This is a genomic window from Alkalinema pantanalense CENA528, assembly GCF_050753345.1.
In the GTDB taxonomy this organism is placed as follows: domain Bacteria; phylum Cyanobacteriota; class Cyanobacteriia; order Leptolyngbyales; family Leptolyngbyaceae; genus Alkalinema; species Alkalinema pantanalense.
The window spans coordinates 51,082-69,816 of the sequence record NZ_JBLZFX010000010.1 but is presented as its reverse complement, the minus strand read 5'-3'; the positions used below and the strand labels follow the sequence as shown (position 1 = coordinate 69,816).

The window sequence follows — 18,735 nt, the reverse complement described above, 5'->3', positions numbered from 1 at the left end:
TGAATTCCCATGAATCGATCGACATTAGCTGCGCCAGCCCCTCGGGGGGCGCTGACCACCCTTGAGACGGGTTATCTGCGAGTGACGCTGCCCAATCAAATCCAAGCGGTTGTCCCCATGAGTGCAGTACAGGAAGTTCTGGCATTACCGATTCACCGCATTACGGCGATCCCCAATATGCCCGTTCCAGTACTGGGTTTGATGAATCGACGCAGTCAAATTCTCTGGCTTGTGGATTTGGCAAATTTGTTAGGCGTGGGGAGCTTAGAACTGAATCGCCAAACCCAACCGATCGTAGTTCTCAAGCAGGGAAATACCCTGGTAGGCTTTGCCGTCACTGAAGTCGAAGGCATGATTGCCCTCAATCCTGAGACCTTTCACGTACCGACCCACACACCCCCTAGCCTGCTGCCCTATCTTCAGGGCTGTACAGTGCAGAATACCGACATTGTACTTGTGCTTAATCCCGAAGCGATTTTGCAAGCCCCTGTCCTGCAAATTTAGCCTAGTGGGTCTTAGACCATTGCTGAAGAATGATCTCCAGCGTTGACTGTACGGTCATAGTTGTAACGACTTAGCGCAGCAGTCTACCGCTCATAGGCAATCTCTACCAACCTTTAGCGGGTGCTCAAGCGCGTTGACGTCATCATTAACGTGGTTATTGACGTAATCATCAACACATCTACTGACGTAATTATTCTGTCCGGATACTTCGCTGAATTCTTATGGTTGACCAACTCAACACAACAACCACTAGTCGCATGAGCCCTACCTCTCGGGCTGAGATTGCTGATACTACCCTCAGTTCATCAGTGATTCCCCCCTCACCTCCAGCCTCTTTACCAAAACTCCAAACCCGATCGCCCAAACGCCACTGGGATGAACTCATCCAGCGAACTCAGCAAATGAGTCTCCGCACCAAAGCCACTGCTTTGGCGATCGTCGTTGGTACCTTACCGATTGTCGGGATCGGGGGATTGGCCTACAGCGTGGCCGACCGAACCCTTTCCCAGCAAATTACCCAAGCGGGCATTGCCCAGTCCAAGGGGCTAGCAGATAAGCTCAATCGCTTCATGAACGAACGGTTAGGCGATATTCTGGTGTTGTCGCGCCAACCCGCTTTGGTGAATGAGCGGATTCGGAAAACCCTCGATCGACAAGATAAGGACGACCTCTTGAGTCGTTTCGTCGAAGCCTACGGGGTCTATGAAAGTGTTGCGGTATTTGACCTTAACGGGGATGTGGTTGCCCAATCCGCTGGAGATAAATTAGCCAATCACCGCGATCGTACCTACTTCCAGCAGGCAATTGCCACCCGCACACCCATTATTACGTCCCCTGAGAAATCAATTACCACAGGACGATGGGTCATTCACATTGCCGCACCGCTGATTGATGACAATAGCCGAAAATTAATCGGGGTCGTGCGGACGCGCATTCCGATCGAAAAACTGGATGATATCGCTCGCCCCTTTGCAGTAAATGGTGCCCACTATCACGTGATTGACGGATCGGGCAACATTTTTCTGGCGTCGGATGCTCAGCGGGAACAGAACTTTGGGCAATCCGCGCTCCAGGAATTTCCGGCGATCGCGCAGTTCCTCAACCAACGCCGCGAAGGGGCTGCCGTTGGAAAACATGACGATGAGGAGCAGTTCATTGGGTACGCCCCAGTGCAGCGCTTAGAGGGGCTAGATTTGCGGTGGGGGGCAATTATTAACTTATCGAGCAATATCGCCTTTGCGCCCCAGCGATCGCTGCTCACCACCATTGCGCTAGGCACCGCCCTGACTGCCCTAGGAGTTGGCTTATTAGCCGCTTGGTTAGCCCGTCGGGGGACGCAGCCTTTGCTAGAAGCGAGCCAAGCCGTACAAGCTTTGGGAGACGGTAAACTCGATACCCGTCTACAAGTCAAAGGGCAAGATGAATTGGCCATTCTTGGGGACAACATTAACCAGATGGCCGCCCAGTTAGAGCAACTGATTATCCAGCAAACTCGCAGTGCCGAACAGTCTAATCTGCTCAGTAAAGTGGTGGTCAATATTCGTCGATCCCTGCAATTCGACGATATTTTGAAAACAGGGGTCGAAGAAATTCGAGAATTTCTCAAATGCGATCGGGTGGTGATCTATCGCTTTAACTCCGATTGGATCAGTGGAGTGATTACCGCTGAATCAGTTTCCTCCGGTTGGCCGATCGCCCTGGGGCAAACCATTGAAGATCCCCTCACCCCCGGCACCCTCGATCGCTACCGCAGTGGACGGGTCTGGACGATTGACGATTGGAACCAGCAAACCTTAACCGATTGTCACTGCAAAATATTGGAAAAGCTAGCCGTGAAAGCCAACATGGTAGCTCCGATTATGCGGGCAGGAGAACTGATTGGCTTGCTCTGTGCCCACCAATGCGAAGCTCCCCGTCACTGGGAGACGGAAGAAATTGACTTCTTTAAGCAACTCTCTACCCAAATCGGCTTTGCCCTCGACCAAGCCCTCTTGCTAGAACAAACCGAGCAGGCCCGACAAACAGCGGAAACCCTCTCCGAAGAACGACGCCAACAGAAGGACAATCTCCAGATGCAGTTATTGGAACTGCTATCGAACGTGGAAGGGGCCGCCATGGGGAATCTGACGGTGCGGGCCGACGTGAATGCAGGCGATATTGGAACGGTCGCTGACTTCTTTAACTCGATTATTGAAAGTTTGAGAACGATCGTCTTGCAGGTCAAGGATTCCGCCACCCAGGTGAACCAATCCCTTGCGGCCAACGAAATGGCGATTGTCCAACTGGCGGAAGAATCTGGACGGCAGGCCGAAGAAACCGATCGCACCCTGGGATCCCTAGCGACCATGGCCCAGTCCATCCGTGCAGTGGCCGACAACGCCCAGCAAGCAGCAGCCATCACCCGGTCAGCGGCAGAAAATGCCCAAACGGGCGGGGCCGCCATGGAATCGACGGTGAATAACATTCTGACCCTACGCACTACGATCGGCGATACGGCGAAAAAGGTCAAACGGTTAGGCGAATCTTCCCAGGAAATTTCCAAGGTGATTTCGTTAATTAACCAAATTGCCATGCAAACCAACTTACTGGCCATTAACGCGGGGATCGAAGCCGCCCGTGCAGGAGAAGATGGCCAAGGCTTTGCGGTGGTGGCCGAAGAAGTGGCTGAACTGGCGACCCGAGCCGCCGCCGCCACCCGCGAAATTGAAACGATCGTCTTAACCATTCAGCAGGAAACGGCGGAGGTGGTGAACGCGATGGAACAGGGCACCAGCCAAGTGGTGAAGAGTACCCGTTTGGTCAATGATGCCAAGGATACCCTAGGGCAGGTGGTAGAAGTGGCACGGCAGGTAGACGAACTGGTACAAGCCATTTCCGAAGCTACGGTGTCCCAGGTGGCAACCTCTAACGCGATTTCCGATCGCATGCGGGAAATTGCCCAATTCTCGAGCCGCACCTCCGATTCATCCCGAGACGTTTCGGCAACTTTGCGACAAACCTTAAATATTGCCCAAGAACTCCAGGCATCTGTGGGGACGTTCGTGGTGGATTAATGGGCATGAATGAGTCTGAATGAGTGTTTTAAGGAGCATTAACAGTTTGTTCTCGACAATGAATCTTTCATGATGGATTGATGATGATTGACTAAGATTAGCGTTAATAGCTTGCGTTTAACATTTTGTTCACTGACAATCATCGTAAACATTGTTGAAAAAATTCATTTAACGGATTAATTTCTATTAGTCCTTGAATCGATACCCTCTTTTCTCTAGTGATCGCAGAGCCTCCCATGGATAAGGAACTCGAAATTAAGCGACAGTTTCTCGACGAAGCCCAAGCCTATCTGGATGCGCTAGATGCTGCGATTCTCGGGATTGCGGATGGCCAAGTTGACCAAGCCAAATTGAATGCAGCGCTCCGAGCCGCCCACTCCATCAAAGGGGGGGCCGGGATGATGGGCTTTGAAGTTTTGAGTCAGTTGGCCCATCGTTTGGAAGATGGCTTTAAGGTTCTCAAAATTCAACGGGCAACCCTAGACATTGATGGCAGTTTAGAAAATCAATTTCTACACGCGATCGATTACCTGCGTCAAGTCATTGAACGCAGTCGATCGCAAATGCCCCATGCACCGGATATGGATCTCCATTGGATGCAAACCCAGGTGATTCCTGAGTTTGATGCTCTCCACGATCGTCTAGGCGATCCCGAAAGTGAAGACGCAGAATCCGTCCTCAATCCAGAGGAGGGCCAGGAAATCATCACGCTGCTGTTTGAAACCGAAGTCGAAGGGTGTCTGCAACGGCTAGAAGCGGTGCTCTCCGATCCCGAACAGCCCTGCCTCCGGGAAGAAGTCAACATCCTCGCCCAGGAGCTAGGTGGCCTGAGCGAGATGTTGCAGCTCTCTGAGTTCACGCAACTCTGTACCCATGTCGGTCAACTAGCCAGCCTTGCCAATGCCGAACAAGTACCCTTAGTTGCCCAAACGGCCTTAGACGCTTGGCGGCACAGCCAGACCCTCGTGTTAAGCGGCCAACGAACCCATCTTCCTACCACCTTGACCGTTGAGGGGTTACCAGAGATCCCGATCGCCCCAGCTTCAGAATCCTGGGCAGAGGTCTTTGCCGCTGATGAGGCCGAAGGGGATTTTTCCTCGACTTGGGATGCTGCGATCGCCGCTGCTCAAACCGAACTATTACCCCAGGATCTCTACATCCAGGACTCGATCGCAACCTCCCACGAGATGCATCGCAATGGCTCCCAGTCCGACACCCCTTACCCACCTGCGGAGGCAAACCGCACCCTTACCCCCACCACTTGGTCAGTCCAACCCGATCGCCCCGTCCAGCCAGATACAAAGGTGGCTGCCAAAGCAGACGCCATTGACGAAGATGCTACGGTGCGGGTACCCGTGCGCCAACTCAACCAGCTCAATGATTTGTTTGGGGAATTGGCGATCGAACGCAATGGGCTAGAACTGTATTTAAAACGCCTCCGCAGTCTCAGTAAGTTACTACGGGATCGGATTAAACAATTGGATCAGGCCAATAGCGATGTGCGATCGCTCTACGATCGTAACTCAGTGGCGCGGCAGTCCCCTGCGCAAGGTGCTACCTATCCTCGACTGGGCAGTTTTATTCCAGCGAATTTCCCAGCGAATGCCCCTAGCTTGGAAGGTCCGTCCCCAGACGACGCCTCCCCAGCCCAGGAATCGAATCCAGCTCCCGCTGCCTTTGATTCCTTGGAAATGGATCGCTATGGCGATCTGCATTCCCTGTCTCAACAATTGATGGAGACGATCGTCCAATTGCAGGAAGTGGCCACTGACCTTGATTTGGGCTTGGATGACGCGGAACAAACCACCCGCGATCTCAACAAAACCGCCAAAAATCTACAAGGCCGCCTCTCCCAACTACGGATGCGGCCTTTGTCTGATGTCACCGATCGCTTCCCTCGCGCCCTGCGGGAATTGGCCCTTCAGTACAAGAAGAAAGTCCGGTTCAATGTGATTGGTGCCAATTTATTGATCGATCGCAACATTTTAGAAGCGTTGCAAGATCCATTAATGCATCTTCTGCGCAATGCCTTTGACCACGGCATTGAAGATCCCAATGTGCGGGTTAACCAAGGCAAAACCGAAGAAGGCTTAATTGAAATTACCGCCAGCACCCGAGGCAACCGCACCCTACTCACCATCCGGGACGATGGCGGCGGCATTCCCCTGCACAAAATTCGCCGACGGGCGGAAGCCATGGGCCTCGATGCCAGCTTGTTAGCCACAGCCAGCGAAGAGGATTTGCTCTCTCTGATTTTTGAACCCGGTTTCAGCACCAGTGACTCTGTAACAGCCATTTCCGGACGCGGCGTTGGCATGGATGTCGTGCGGGAACACCTCAAGCAAATTCGCGGCGAAATCACCGTCAATACCCAAGCCGGAGAAGGCACGACTTTTATCCTGTCCGTTCCCCACACATTGTCGATCGCGCGAATTTTATTAATCGAAACCCAGGGAATGTTACTCGCCGTTCCCAACGATGCAGTGGAAGAGATTTGCCTATTGCAACCCGACCAACTGCAAACCGGGGGAGGCCGAGAACTCCTGCTGCACCATGGCGACCCGATCCCGGTGATTCGCCTGGGACAATGGCTCCCCTTCAACTGTGCTCGCCAGCCCCAAACCCTGGAGGCCGCCCCCACCATCAATGCTGATGCGATCCTCATCACCCGGCGGGGGTCGGAACGGGTGGGAATTTATATTCAACGCTGTTGGGGAGAACAGGAAGTCGCCAGTCGGCGCATTGAAGGCCCCCTCAAGTTACCCGCAGGCTTTAGCAACTGCACCATTTTAGGGGATGGCCGCATTGTCCCCATGGTCAACATGAATGAATTACTGCAATGGATTGCGACCTATGAACGGGTGCCCAACTTCCCGATTCTGTCCATCAGCAAGATTGGCCTGACACCGACCCCCAACCAACGTCCTACCCTGCTGGTGGTGGATGACTCGATTAACGTACGGCGATTCCTGGCACTGACCCTAGAACGGGCGGGCTACCGGGTCGAACAGGCCAAGGATGGTCAGGACGCCTGGGATAAACTGCGAGCAGGACTGACGGTATCGGCGGTGGTCTGTGACGTGGAAATGCCACGCCTCGATGGTTTTGGGCTGCTGACCCGGTTGAAAGCCGATGATACCCTCCGATCGCTGCCGGTGGCCATGCTGACCTCCCGCAGTGGGGATAAACACCGACGGATGGCAACAGGTTTGGGCGCTGCTGCCTATTTTACGAAACCCTATAACGAACAAGATCTCTTAAAAACCCTGAAAATTCTCGTTCAGACATCTGCCGAAGCTGCTGCTGTATGACCAACACTCTTCCCCCTCCTCCCAAGTCTACGATTGCCTCGCCGTCTGATTTGCCATTGCCACCGCGCGAACCGAGTCCGTCCCTCTGGGAAAGACTGTTTCAATGGTTTAGCGATCGCCCCATTAGCCAAAAGCAAATCCTCGCTATTATCACCTGTGAGCTTATTCCCATTGTGGGGTTAGGCATTGGCTCGACGATCGTGCTAACCAATAGTTTGCGCACCCAGTTACTGTCCCAAGCCACCTCAGAACTGGCGGTGACGGAGACTAACTACAACATCAAGATTAACCAGATGGGCTTCGGGTCGCGAGGTCAAGCGGATAACGTCTCGCTGATTAATGCAGCGAAAACGCAAGCTCAGGGAGCCTCTATCGGTGCAGGGGTACAAAGCTATATCAAAACCGTCCTACAAAACGAAGTGCGTGCTCGCAAAATTGAATACGCAACGTTAGTCGGTAAGGATTTAAAAATCATTACCAACGCTAATAGCAATCGGACGGGTGATACCTTTGACCCAAACCAGTTAGTCAGCGAAGCACTCAAAATCAATCAGCAGATTAAAGCCAGTGCGATCGTCACCCAGCAGGAAATTAACCGCGAATCGCCCCCAATGCCGGAAGGGTACGATCGGGAACTGCCCCAAGCATTAATTCGCTACGTGGTAACACCCGTTAGAGATCCGGCAACCAATACCCCGATCGGAGCATTGGTATTCGGAGATATCGTTAACCAAAAATCCGCGATCGTAGACGCAACCGTTAACGCCTTTGGTGGGGGTTATAGTGGCGTTTACGCCCAAGTGGCCCCCCAGCAGTTTCGCATTGGGACCACCTTTGATGGCCTCCAACGCAATCCCAGCATTCCCTCCGCAGGCTTTGATTTGCTCACCCAAGCGGTACAGCATAAGGGCAAAGCTGTCACTGGCCGAATGGAAATTAATGGTAAAATCTATACCGTCGCTGCTAAAGCCCTACCCACGCGAATCGTGGAAACGCCCAACGGCAGCGAACCGAGTTATACCCCAGACGCCCCAGCCCTGATTGTGCGGGGCACTCCCGAAGATAGTATCAACCAACTATTGCAACGAAGTTTACTCCAGGAAGGGGCAGTTCTTGGCTTGTCTTTCCTGTTCATTTTGGGATTTTCGCTGTTGTTTCGGCGCACGGTGGTGAAGGCCATTCGGCAGTTAGAACAGACGGCCCAATCCTTTGCCCAGGGCGATCGCACGGTACGGGCTGAGGTGCTATCCAGCGATGAAATTGGCCAACTAACTGTACAATTTAACCGCATGGCCGACAAAATTGCGGCTTCGGAAATGGCGCTATCGGAGGAGGCCAGCCGCCAAGAGCAGCAAGCCCGTGAGGCGACGGCCTTAAATGACGCGATCGCCAAGATGCGCAGTTCCTTAAGCTTTGAAAACATCACCCAAACCGCAGTCGAAGAAATTCGCCAACTGCTGAAAGTCGATCGGGTACTGATTTATAGTTTCACCGCTGCTGGATTTCGCGGTAAAGCCATTGCAGAATCCGTGGTATCAGGCGTGCCCCAGGGGTTAGGATTAGAAATCGATGACCTGTTGGGACTGAGCAAGACAGAAGAGCCGGAGGTTCGATCGTTCTGGTTTATGAACGATCTGAATCAAGCAGATCTGACCGATCGCCACCGCACCTATTTAGATCGTTTACAAGTAAAAGCTAATTTAGTTGCACCCATTCGCCACAACGATCAGCTAATTGGCTTACTATGTGCTCACCAATGCCAACGGCCTCGCTATTGGCAAAATTCCGAAATCAATACGTTTGTACAATTTGCGAATCAGATTGGCTATGCATTAGATCAAGCTCAATTATTGCAAAATCAACAACAATCCCGATTGTCTGCAGAAACGCTAAAAGATCAACTTCAACAGCAAATTGTTCATTTATTAAGCGATGTAGAAGGAGTCGCTCAGGGAGACTTAACGGTACGGGCAGAGGTGATGGCGGGAGACTTAGGTACGATCGGCGATTTCTTCAACGTCATCGTAGAAAGTCTGCGGGATCTTGTGGTGAAGGTCAAAACATCTACCTTGACAGTGAACGATTTGCTGAGCGATAACGAATCAGCTATGAAGCACCTCGCCCTGGAATCTCGACAACAAGTTGCAGACATTCAACATCTGTTGGGCTTAATTCAATACATGACGACAACGATCGAAATGATTGCAGAAAATGCCAACCAGTCTACGATCGTGGCCCAGAATGCTGCGCAAACGGCTATGACCCACGAGCAATCCATGGCAGTAACCGTAGAAAAAATTGAGCAATTACGTAACACGATCGAAGATACCGCCCAAAAGGTACAACAGCTTGGCATTTCCTCCCAACAAATTTCCCGCATTGTTGCCCTGATTAAGGAATTTGCAGTGCAAACAGATTTATTGGCTGTCAATGCGGGCTTGGAAGCCAGCCGCGCCGGAGTCCAGGGACGCGGTTTTGCCATTATTGCCTCGGAAGTGGCAGGATTGGCCGCTCGATCAGCGGAGGCAACCAGGGAAATTGAACAAATTACGGAAACCATTCGCTTGGAAACTAAAGCAGTGGTTGAGGCGATGAACCAAGGCAGTCAACAGGTTGCGGCAGGAAGCCATAGTGTGCGCAACGCTAAGCAAGGGATGGCTAGTCTAGTGCAAGTGTCTCAACAAATTAGCCAATGGGTAGAGTCAATCTCCCAAACAACTGTGTCGCAGGTGGAAACCTCTCGATCGGTCGAAGCGTTAATGCAAACCACTGCTAAATTAACAGAAACGACGGCGGCCTCCTCGGAACAGGTTGCCGTGGCCTTACAAAAAACGGTAACAGTGGCCCAGGATTTGAAGGACTCTGTGGAAATGTTTAAGGTGGAATAGTACCCGGCAGGGATTATTGACTCCAGGATTCTAACCAAATGGCTATGTCCGGTGGATAGGGTTGCCGTTGCCGTTGTAGGGTATCAATGCAAACATGGCGAGTAACGGCGATCGCGGCAAGCTTGGCAGACGGGGAAGAGAGCATTTGTGAAGTCATCGGAGCACTATCTTCGACCTCTTCACCAATGAAAATCTGGTACTGGATTTCGTATTCACTTTCGCGGGTTGATCGGGGTTGAAGATGAACTTGAATGCGATCGCCACAGTACATGGGACGACGGAAATCAATGCTGGCGTGCACGATCGGAAATGCGACAGGTTGTCCCCCCGAAAAAAAGGAACGCAGATCAAAGCCACTGGCTTGGAGAGAGGCTTCGTAGGCTTCGTGACAAAGGTTGAGGCCATTGGCAAAGTAGACAACTCCAGCCGCATCAGTATCTTTAAAGTGAATCGTACGATCGTAGATAAACGGCATCAGTCAACGGCTCTTTCTCAGATACTGTGTTGAGTTGTCAAGGAGTTGGCATGGACATTGCTGGGTCAAAGGGCTGGCCAGATTTCAGCACACCATCAGGGATCTCCCATTTCAATTAGAATGCGACAGAGAGCGAAAGGCATTGTCTAACCGAGTCGTTAATTGTTGCACTGCATCCTGTAACGGAATAGCTTCAATGCGTCCCGTTGCAATTAAATCAGCTACCCGGCTGTTAGTGACTTCTCCCCGCAGACCCGCCGCAATTTCATCTGCTGCCCGCCCCGTGCCATCAATGACAATTACCGTTTGCCCCGCCCGCAGATTTTCCAGGGCATCCTGCCAAGTCACATTTCCACCGTTCAGCAAAATGGCCACCGAAGGTGTGGTGCCTGATAATTCGCTGGCGACTTTAGCTAACCAATGGGACTCATCACCCCAGGAATCTCCCGGCGTCAGTAAAAAATGGGTATGATTCGGTTCCAACGGCGAAGATTCTGGATGCTCATTGGGCGTGTCTGGGAATTCCACCAACGATAGGGGTGCTACGCCAATCAGGGGAAACGTTGCCTGGATGTGCGATCGGGCATTGCCCATCAACCGCATCACCCCAGAATCCGTCCCACCATCCACCACACAGGTCTGATACCGTTCTGCGATCGGTGCGATCGCCTCTGTGAACAGTTGTTGAATTTGGCAATTTTGCTCCGGTTCAAAATAGGATGCTCCGCCAATCACCACTAACACCGGGTGGGGCACTAGGCTGAGACCCACCGTTTGCAAGGCATCCCGCAACTGCGCCATCTCGCCCAGAACAGCAACCTGTGCCAAACTGTGAGGTGTCGATTTTTGGGATGGCAGTTGAATTTGAAAAGATTGTCTCATACCCCATATTATTCCCTAGCAATCAGGGAAGCGACTCGATCGATAAAAGCATCTGGCTGGGAAAGCGGCTGCACTAGCACCTCTGGAGAGAGTCCCATCAAGGATAAATCAGCCCTCTGACGATCGCCATCCCCCGACAAGATGACCAACAAAGGTGGTATCGGCGCAGCCTGCTGAGCTAACCAAGTCCCAAATTCCACCAACATGGATCCAGAAACAATTACACCATGGGGTTGCAGAATCTGGAAATTTTGCATCGCCAGATCCGTTTCAGTCATCCATACCACTTGATATTCCGCCGGATTTAACAGATCGCACACTCCATGGGCCATTTCCTCATCGGATTCAATCAGTAAGATGCGCTGATGGAGGAGGGGCAACGGTTGGTCCTGCGATCGGACAGGGTCTAGGGCCGATCGAACTTGGCTAGGCAGTTGGACGGTAAAGATGGAACCTTCACCCACCTTGGAAGTCACGGAAATGCTCCCGTTGTGTAATTCTACAAGCCGCTTTGTCAATGCCAACCCTAGGCCCGTGCCTTCATAATTACGACGATGGGAGGGATCCAGTTGTTGGAACTTTTGGAACAGGAGCGATCGCTGGTTTTCTGGGATACCGATGCCCGTATCTTCGACTTGAAGGGTTGCTGCATCCGCAACTTGCCATACCCGCAATGTCACCGTTCCGCCAACGGGTGTAAATTTGATTGCATTGCTGAGGAGATTGAGCAAAATTTGCTGAACCCGTCGAGGATCGGCCAAAAATCGCGGCATCTTATCGCCATTGGCCCCATTTGCACATTTCAAGAACAACGTGATTTGTTTTTTCTGAGCTTGGTCTTGAAGTTGGTGGAGGGTTTGGCTGGCTAGATCAATCAGGGAAAATTCCCGGACATCCAAAATGGTTCTACCCGTTTCTAACCGGGACAGCTCCAGCATGTCATTGATCAACGACAGCAGGTGCTCCCCTCGATCGCGAATAATTTGTAAGTAAGCTTGCTGCTTATCAGAGGGCAAGGGGTTTTCCGGCGTTTGTCGCAACAGCGTCGCCGCCATACCAATCACACAGGTGAGTGGCGTCCGCAACTCGTGGCTCATTGTCGCCAAAAATTCACTTTTTGCCTGGTCAGCGGCTTGGGCAGCGTACAGGGCATCCCGTAGATTTTGCGTCCGTTCAATGACCTGTTGCTCTAGGGTGTTTTTCTGTCGTTGCAATTCGGCGTAGAGATTAGCTTGGTGAATGGCGATCGCCAAGTTATCCGCCAACCGTTCCAAACAGGTACAGTCCTGCTCTCGCCATTGCCGAGGCTCCTCACACTGATGGGCAATCAACAATCCCCACAGATTCCCTTGCACCAAAATCGGCGTCACGAGTTCTGCTCGTATACAATCGCTATCCGAAGGTAAAAAATAAACCGAATTGTGGTCTGAATTGGAGGTGTCGGTAATACTGAAGGACTGGCCCGCCTGAAACTGGTGACGGAGTTCTGTCGCAGGTAATTGCCACCCGTCTTCAATACGATGCAAAACCGAAGCAATGCGATCGTGGGCACGGGATTCATAGGTAATGCCGTCTAACTGGGGCACCGTGATTGGCACTGCCGTGATGAGTTGATCGAAATTCACCGGGCAGGCAGGCGCTGAAATATTGAACTGGTAAAGAATTAACCGATCGGCATTCAGGAGTTTTCGCACTTCCTGTACGGCGGTTTCTAGGATCACCGGGAGTTCTAAGCTCTGCTGAATTAGCGTGATGACGTGATTGATCAGCCGCTCCTGCTCAATCTGTTGTCGTAATTCTTCCTCGAAGGAATTCGATGACATACGCGCCTGTAACAACGAAAGGAGAGGGAGCGCAGGGCATCCACCCACCATGGATCAAACGACTCACGATCGAAGAATGGGCTATCTGCCAAATCCTAGAAATCTCCTAGGAACCATCCTAAATAGAAAGAATTTATCTACCGATTAGGAGCCTAACAAGCAACGAACCAAACGTAAATTCATAGAATTTTGAATAGAGAGCATAAACACCCATTGGGGGGATAGAGTGGGTCAGAAGTAATAAACCTGCTCTATACGCAGGTTTTGCTTCTTTGTATTAGCAGTTTTCTGATTACTAGCCTAACCAGAATCGCAGCAAAATGATGGCTCCCCTAGAATCTTTTAATAGATTGCAGAAAGAAATGTTCGCTTCTTAATCGTCACATATTGTAAAGCAAAATACCAATCTTTTTGCTCAAACCTGCAGTCAACGCTAGGCAAAGAAGATCCAGGCAAAAGGGCGCATCCCACTTTTGCAACCCTTACCCTAAATCCCTCTCCCAGCGTGGAAGAGGGACTTTGAATCTGACTCCCCTTCTCCTAGTTTGGGTTGGAGCTGAGGGCAAATTTGTCAACCTGGGTGGGGATGCACTCTAGGCAAAAAGACTTAGGAAAAGAAGATCCAGACAAGGAAGACATTCACGCTAAACCTGGGAGTCTGGATGAGATTGAATCTAGAAATGGATCTCGTTGATCTCGAAACAGACTTAAACCTGGGGGGCCAGCCTCGTCGATCGGGGCAACTCCCACGCTAGGGTAGAACAGGTTTCTCGTTGGGTGAGGCGAAGGTTATGCATCGTATTGCAACGACTCCAGGGGGCTGGAATCCGGAGCAGGAAGGCGTGATTGTGATTGAGCAGCAACCGGCTCCGATCGTCTTCCTGACAGCGGCGGATACGGAGATCCAGGCCCTAGCTCAGGTTTGCCCACAGTTGCCCTGCGATTTCCCAGCCATCCGAACAGTAAATTTACTCCATCTCCAGCAACCCTTCACGATCGACCACTACGCCGAAACAGTGTTGGAACAGGCGCAAATCATTGTGATCCGGTTGCTGGGGGGGATGGCCTACTGGGGCTATGGCCTAGAAGTTGTACAGGAACTGAGCCAGCGCACGGGAGCCAGTTTAATTGTATTACCCGGAGATGATAAGCCCGATCCCGCCCTCATGAGCCGATCGACGCTGCCGTTGCAAGTGGTGAATCGCTGTTGGCGCTATTGGACGGAAGGGGGACTGGAGAATGTCCAGAATGCACTGTTGGATCTAGCGAACCATTGTCTGGGTCACCGCTACTCTGTGCAGCCGCCCCAGCCCGTTCCCAAGGTGGGTTGCTATCCCACGGAATCAACACCGCTCTCCTGGCCCAAGGTCGGCATTTTGTTCTACCGTGCCCATTACCTTACGGGGAATACGGCTCCGATCGCGGCTTTGTGTGAAGCACTGCGCGATCGGCAGTTAACGCCTGTGCCGCTGTTTGTGTCGTCGTTGCGTGATCCAGAGGTCATCGACGATGTACTGACGGAATTCCAGCCCAAGGACGGCCCCGCGATTCAGGTTTTGCTCAACACCACCAGTTTTTCCCTCATTTCTCCCCTCGGCCTTGGGCAAGCGCAGCGGGACACCGATCCCGATCTACTTGATACCGTTTGGCAACAATTGGATGTCCCAATTTTCCAGGTCATTTTCAGTGGCGGAACGGCGGAACAATGGCGATCGCAGGTACGGGGATTGTCGCCTCGGGATGTGGCGATGAATGTGGCGCTGCCGGAGGTGGACGGACGGATTATCACTCGGGCCATTTCCTTTAAGTCTGTGCAAACCCAACACCCGCAGTTACAAACAGAAGTGGTGGGCTATGAGCCGATTGCCGATCGGGTAAAGTTTGTGGCGGATTTGGCCGCGAATTGGGTGCGACTCCGGCAAACGCCGATCGCCGATCGTAAAATTGCCTTGGTGCTTGCCAACTATCCCACCCGCAATGGTCGGTTAGCCAATGGCGTCGGCTTAGATACGCCTGCCAGTTGTGTGGAAATTTTGAAGGTCTTGAAACAAGCAGGATATACGATCGAGAATGCACCACAAACCAGTGACGAATTAATTCAGCGATTAACCCAAGGTATTACGAACGATCCAGAAAGCCAAACGAACACGTCCCATACTTTATTTTTAGATCGAGATCACTTCGATCGGGAATTTTCAGTCCTTCCGCAAGTTATTCAGCAACAAATTCAACAACGCTGGAATCGCTATGAATCCGGGGAAAACCATGAACGATCACAGGCTTTTCCGATCGCGGGTATTGACCTCGGTAACGTCTTCGTAGGAATTCAACCCTCTCGGGGCTACGATCGCGATCCTGCATTGAACTACCATGCTCCCGATTTGGAACCCACGCTGGACTATTTAGCATTTTACAGTTGGCTGCGATCTCAGTTTGGTAGTCACGCGATCGTGCATGTGGGTAAGCATGGCAATTTGGAATGGTTGCCGGGTAAAAGTGTGGCCCTCTCGGAGGTCTGTTATCCCGAAGTTGCTTTGGGAACCATGCCCCATTTCTATCCCTTTATCGTTAATGATCCCGGTGAAGGATCCCAAGCCAAGCGCCGTGCCCAGGCGGTGATTATTGATCACCTCACCCCCCCAATGACCCGCGCGGAACTGTACGGCAATCTACAACAGTTAGAAAATTTGGTGGATGAATACTATGAAGCAATGAATCTCAACCCTAGCCGGATGGGGTTAATTCGTGAAAAAATCACCGAATTGATTGCCCAAGAACATCTCGATCGGGATTGGCAATTACAAGCAAATTTCAACACTGCTGAGAATAACTTTGAAGATGGAATTTTAAACCACCTCGATCGTAATCTGTGTGAATTGAAGGAAGCACAAATTCGAGACGGTTTACACATCTTTGGGCAATGTCCCCAGGGAACACAACTGCGGGATCTGATCATCGCGATCGCCCGCCATCCCCAACCGGGTCGCCTGGGATTGACCCGCGCGATCGCCGAAGCCTGGAACTTGGAGTTCGATCCCTTGACGGCAGATCCGGCGGAACCCTGTGTTCAGAATTTACCGAATCAATTTGCAGACAATCGGGAAGGGAAAGTTTCCTGGCGTACAGTTGGGGATGGGATTGCAGCGATCGAGGCGGAAGCAATCCGATTGATCGATCGATTGTTAGACAGATCATTCTCTGAATCGATAGCGGCGATCGTGGAGGGGTTGATCCCCCTAAATCCCCCTAACGCCTACGGAGAGGCCACGCCAATAAAAGGGGGACTTTCAGAGTCCATAATTTCCCCCCTTCAGCAGGAACTGTACTGGATTGCCAATACGTTATTGCCTAACTTGCAGGCAACGTCTCAGGAACTAACGCAGTTACTCCATGGGTTATCCGGTGGGTACGTTCCAGCGGCTCCCTCCGGCGCACCCACCCGAGGCCGCCCAGAGGTGCTGCCGACGGGGCGTAATTTCTATTCGGTGGATATCCGCGCCATTCCTACGGAAAGTGCCTGGGATGTGGGTCGTCGTGCAGCGGAAGCGCTGGTCGAACGCTATACCCAGGAACATGGGGATTATCCGAAAACCCTGGGATTGTCGATTTGGGGCACGTCCACCATGCGCACGGGGGGAGATGACTTGGCGGAGGCGTTGGCGTTGCTGGGGGTACAGCCGATTTGGGATGGCTCTTCGCGTCGCGTGGTTGATTTTGAAATCATTCCCCTCAGCATTCTCGATCGACCTCGCGTCGATGTGACCTTGAGAATTTCTGGATTCTTCCGGGATGCATTTCCTAACCTAATCGATTTATTTGACCAAGCGGTGGCCAAAGTTGCTGCATTGGATGAACCGGAAGAGGATAACCCCCTGGCGGCTCGCTGTCGGCAGGAGTCGATCGCGTGGCAAGCCCAGGGCTTAACGGAAGACCAAGCAATCGAGCGATCGCGGTATCGCATTTTTGGCTCAAAACCGGGGGCCTACGGTGCGGGTTTACAGGGATTGATCGAAGCGCAGAACTGGACGACCGATGCCGATCTGGCCCAAGCCTATATCAACTGGAGCAGCTACGCCTATACCGGAGCCGCGATCGGGCATTCTGCGCCGGAAGCCTTCGCGCAACGCTTACAACAATTAGAAATTGTTCTGCACAACCAAGATAATCGCGAGCATGATTTGCTGGATTCCGATGATTACTACCAATTCCAAGGCGGACTCACCGCTGCTGTGCGCACCGTCCAAGGTCGCCAACCCCAAACCTATTTCGGGGATCATACCCTGCCGGAGCGACCGCGCATTCGCACCCTCCAGGAGGAAATTGCCAAGGTCTACCGATCGCGGGTCGTGAATCCCAAATGGATTGCTGGAGCAATGCGCCACGGCTATAAGGGTGCCTTTGAAATGGCGGCGACGGTAGATTACTTATTCGCCTACGATGCCACGGCCCACTGTGTGGAAGACCACATGTATCAAGGCGTTGCCCAAGCCTACGTTCTCGATCCCACAGTGCAAACTTTTGTGCAGCAACACAACCCCTGGGCTTTGCGAGACATGTCAGAACGCTTGTTAGAAGCCCACCAGCGGGGACTGTGGGAGAATGCTAACCCAACCACGATCGCGCAATTACAGTCGATCGTTCTGGACGCAGAAGGTACGATCGAAGAGCGCCAGTCCTAGAACTTACAAATCACTCCGAACCATGACATCCTCCAATTACTGTGCAAATTCCATCACAAACCCAAAGGTGCTTTGCATTTTCAATCCCCACGCGGGCCAAGCCCAATTTCTGCAAAAGCATCTGCCAGCGGCGATCGATCGATGGAACCGCTCCGGTTGGCAGGTGAATTTAGCACCGACGCAATTTGCCGGACACGCCACCCAAATCGCCCAGCAAGCCGCTGAAAAGGGCTACAACATCGCGATCGCAGCGGGGGGCGATGGTACGGTGAATGAAGTGATGAATGGACTAGTGAATACACAGACTGCGCTGGGAGTCTTACCGATCGGAACGGTGAATATCTGGGCGAGGGAAATGGGTTTGCCCATGGATGTCCTGGGGGCAGCCCAGGGACTAGCCACGGCAAGAGTGCGGACGATCGATGTGGGGCGGGCGGGCGATCGCTACTTCCTGCTGATGGCGGGGGTGGGCTTTGATGCGGCGGTGACGGAAACGATTAAACCCCACGAGAAAAAACGCTTGGGCGCGATCGCCTATATCAAGCAGGCACTGCATACAGGGTTCCAATTCCGAGGGGTACGGACGTTATTAAGAATCGATGGCAGGCGGATTCGCGGACGTATTTTGATGATTGTGATCGGCAACAGTCAGTTATACGGGGGTGTGGTCAAAATGACAGCCCATGCGGTTGTGGATGATGGATTGCTAGACGTGTGTGTCATCAAAGGTCGCAGCATGATGGTTGCACCCCTGCGGCTATTTTCCATCTTTACCCGTAACTATAATCGGGATCCCAAGGTGGAATATTATCACGCCACTCGCATTGAAATTCAGGGCAAAAAGCATTTACCCGTTCAAGTCGATGGTGATTTTATCGGACGTACGCCGTTACGCTTTGAGGTTGTTCCAGGCGCATTGCAGGTGTTGGTACCTGAGAAGGCCGATCGCAGCCTTTTTCTCTCCAATTCCTTAGGCAGTCCGATCCAACGGTTCAGTTGATACGAAGTTGAGACGAAGTTGATACAAAACGAATTCCAGCTAAAACGATAATGATAACAATTCTCTTAACATAACTACGAATGAAGATCGCCCAGAAATTAAATTTATATGACATCCCTT

At 52.0% G+C, this 18,735-nt stretch carries 9 protein-coding genes; 6 read left to right on the top strand and 3 right to left on the bottom strand.

The annotated features are described in order from the left end of the window. The first annotated feature begins 9 nt into the window (after positions 1-9). The 4 genes from ACN4EG_RS05515 (at position 10) to ACN4EG_RS05500 (ending at position 9,756) form a co-directional block, all read left to right on the top strand. Entirely contained in the window at positions 10-504 is a 495-nt protein-coding gene (locus ACN4EG_RS05515; RefSeq protein WP_431628261.1) for a chemotaxis protein CheW, read from the top strand. Between the two features lie 221 nt (positions 505-725). Continuing rightward, positions 726-3,557, top strand: a complete 2,832-nt coding sequence (locus ACN4EG_RS05510) for a methyl-accepting chemotaxis protein (protein WP_431628259.1) — start codon at positions 726-728, stop codon at positions 3,555-3,557. Positions 3,558-3,793: 236 nt separating this feature from the next. Continuing rightward, entirely contained in the window at positions 3,794-6,868 is a 3,075-nt protein-coding gene (locus ACN4EG_RS05505) for a hybrid sensor histidine kinase/response regulator (RefSeq protein ID WP_431628257.1), read from the top strand. Then, a complete protein-coding gene (locus ACN4EG_RS05500; RefSeq protein WP_431628255.1) occupies positions 6,865-9,756 on the top strand; it encodes a methyl-accepting chemotaxis protein in 2,892 nt (963 codons plus the stop codon). The genes ACN4EG_RS05505 and ACN4EG_RS05500 overlap by 4 nt, the downstream gene beginning before the upstream one ends. Before the next feature lie 13 nt (positions 9,757-9,769). Here ACN4EG_RS05500 and ACN4EG_RS05495 read toward each other — a convergent pair whose 3' ends face one another. The 3 genes from ACN4EG_RS05495 to ACN4EG_RS05485 form a co-directional block, all read right to left on the bottom strand. Continuing rightward, positions 9,770-10,231 (bottom strand): acyl-CoA thioesterase, encoded by a 462-nt coding sequence (locus ACN4EG_RS05495; protein ID WP_431628253.1) that lies wholly within the window; start codon positions 10,229-10,231, stop codon positions 9,770-9,772. 111 nt (positions 10,232-10,342) lie between these two features. Next, positions 10,343-11,113, bottom strand: coding sequence for a hypothetical protein (locus ACN4EG_RS05490; RefSeq protein ID WP_431628252.1), 771 nt, complete (start codon positions 11,111-11,113; stop codon positions 10,343-10,345). A gap of 8 nt (positions 11,114-11,121) precedes the next feature. After that, positions 11,122-12,936, bottom strand: a complete 1,815-nt coding sequence (locus tag ACN4EG_RS05485; protein WP_431628250.1) for an ATP-binding protein — start codon at positions 12,934-12,936, stop codon at positions 11,122-11,124. A 791-nt stretch (positions 12,937-13,727) separates the two neighbouring features. On the opposite strand from ACN4EG_RS05485, the gene cobN reads away from it, so the two are divergent. Both cobN and ACN4EG_RS05475 read left to right on the top strand, forming a co-directional pair. Next, positions 13,728-17,615, top strand: coding sequence for a cobaltochelatase subunit CobN (gene cobN / locus ACN4EG_RS05480; RefSeq protein WP_431628248.1), 3,888 nt, complete (start codon positions 13,728-13,730; stop codon positions 17,613-17,615). Further along, positions 17,536-18,615 carry a diacylglycerol/lipid kinase family protein gene (locus tag ACN4EG_RS05475; protein ID WP_431628246.1) on the top strand — a complete coding sequence of 360 codons (1,080 nt, stop codon included), beginning with the start codon at positions 17,536-17,538 and terminating at the stop codon, positions 18,613-18,615. The genes cobN and ACN4EG_RS05475 overlap by 80 nt, the downstream gene beginning before the upstream one ends. Positions 18,616-18,735 lie beyond the last annotated feature (120 nt).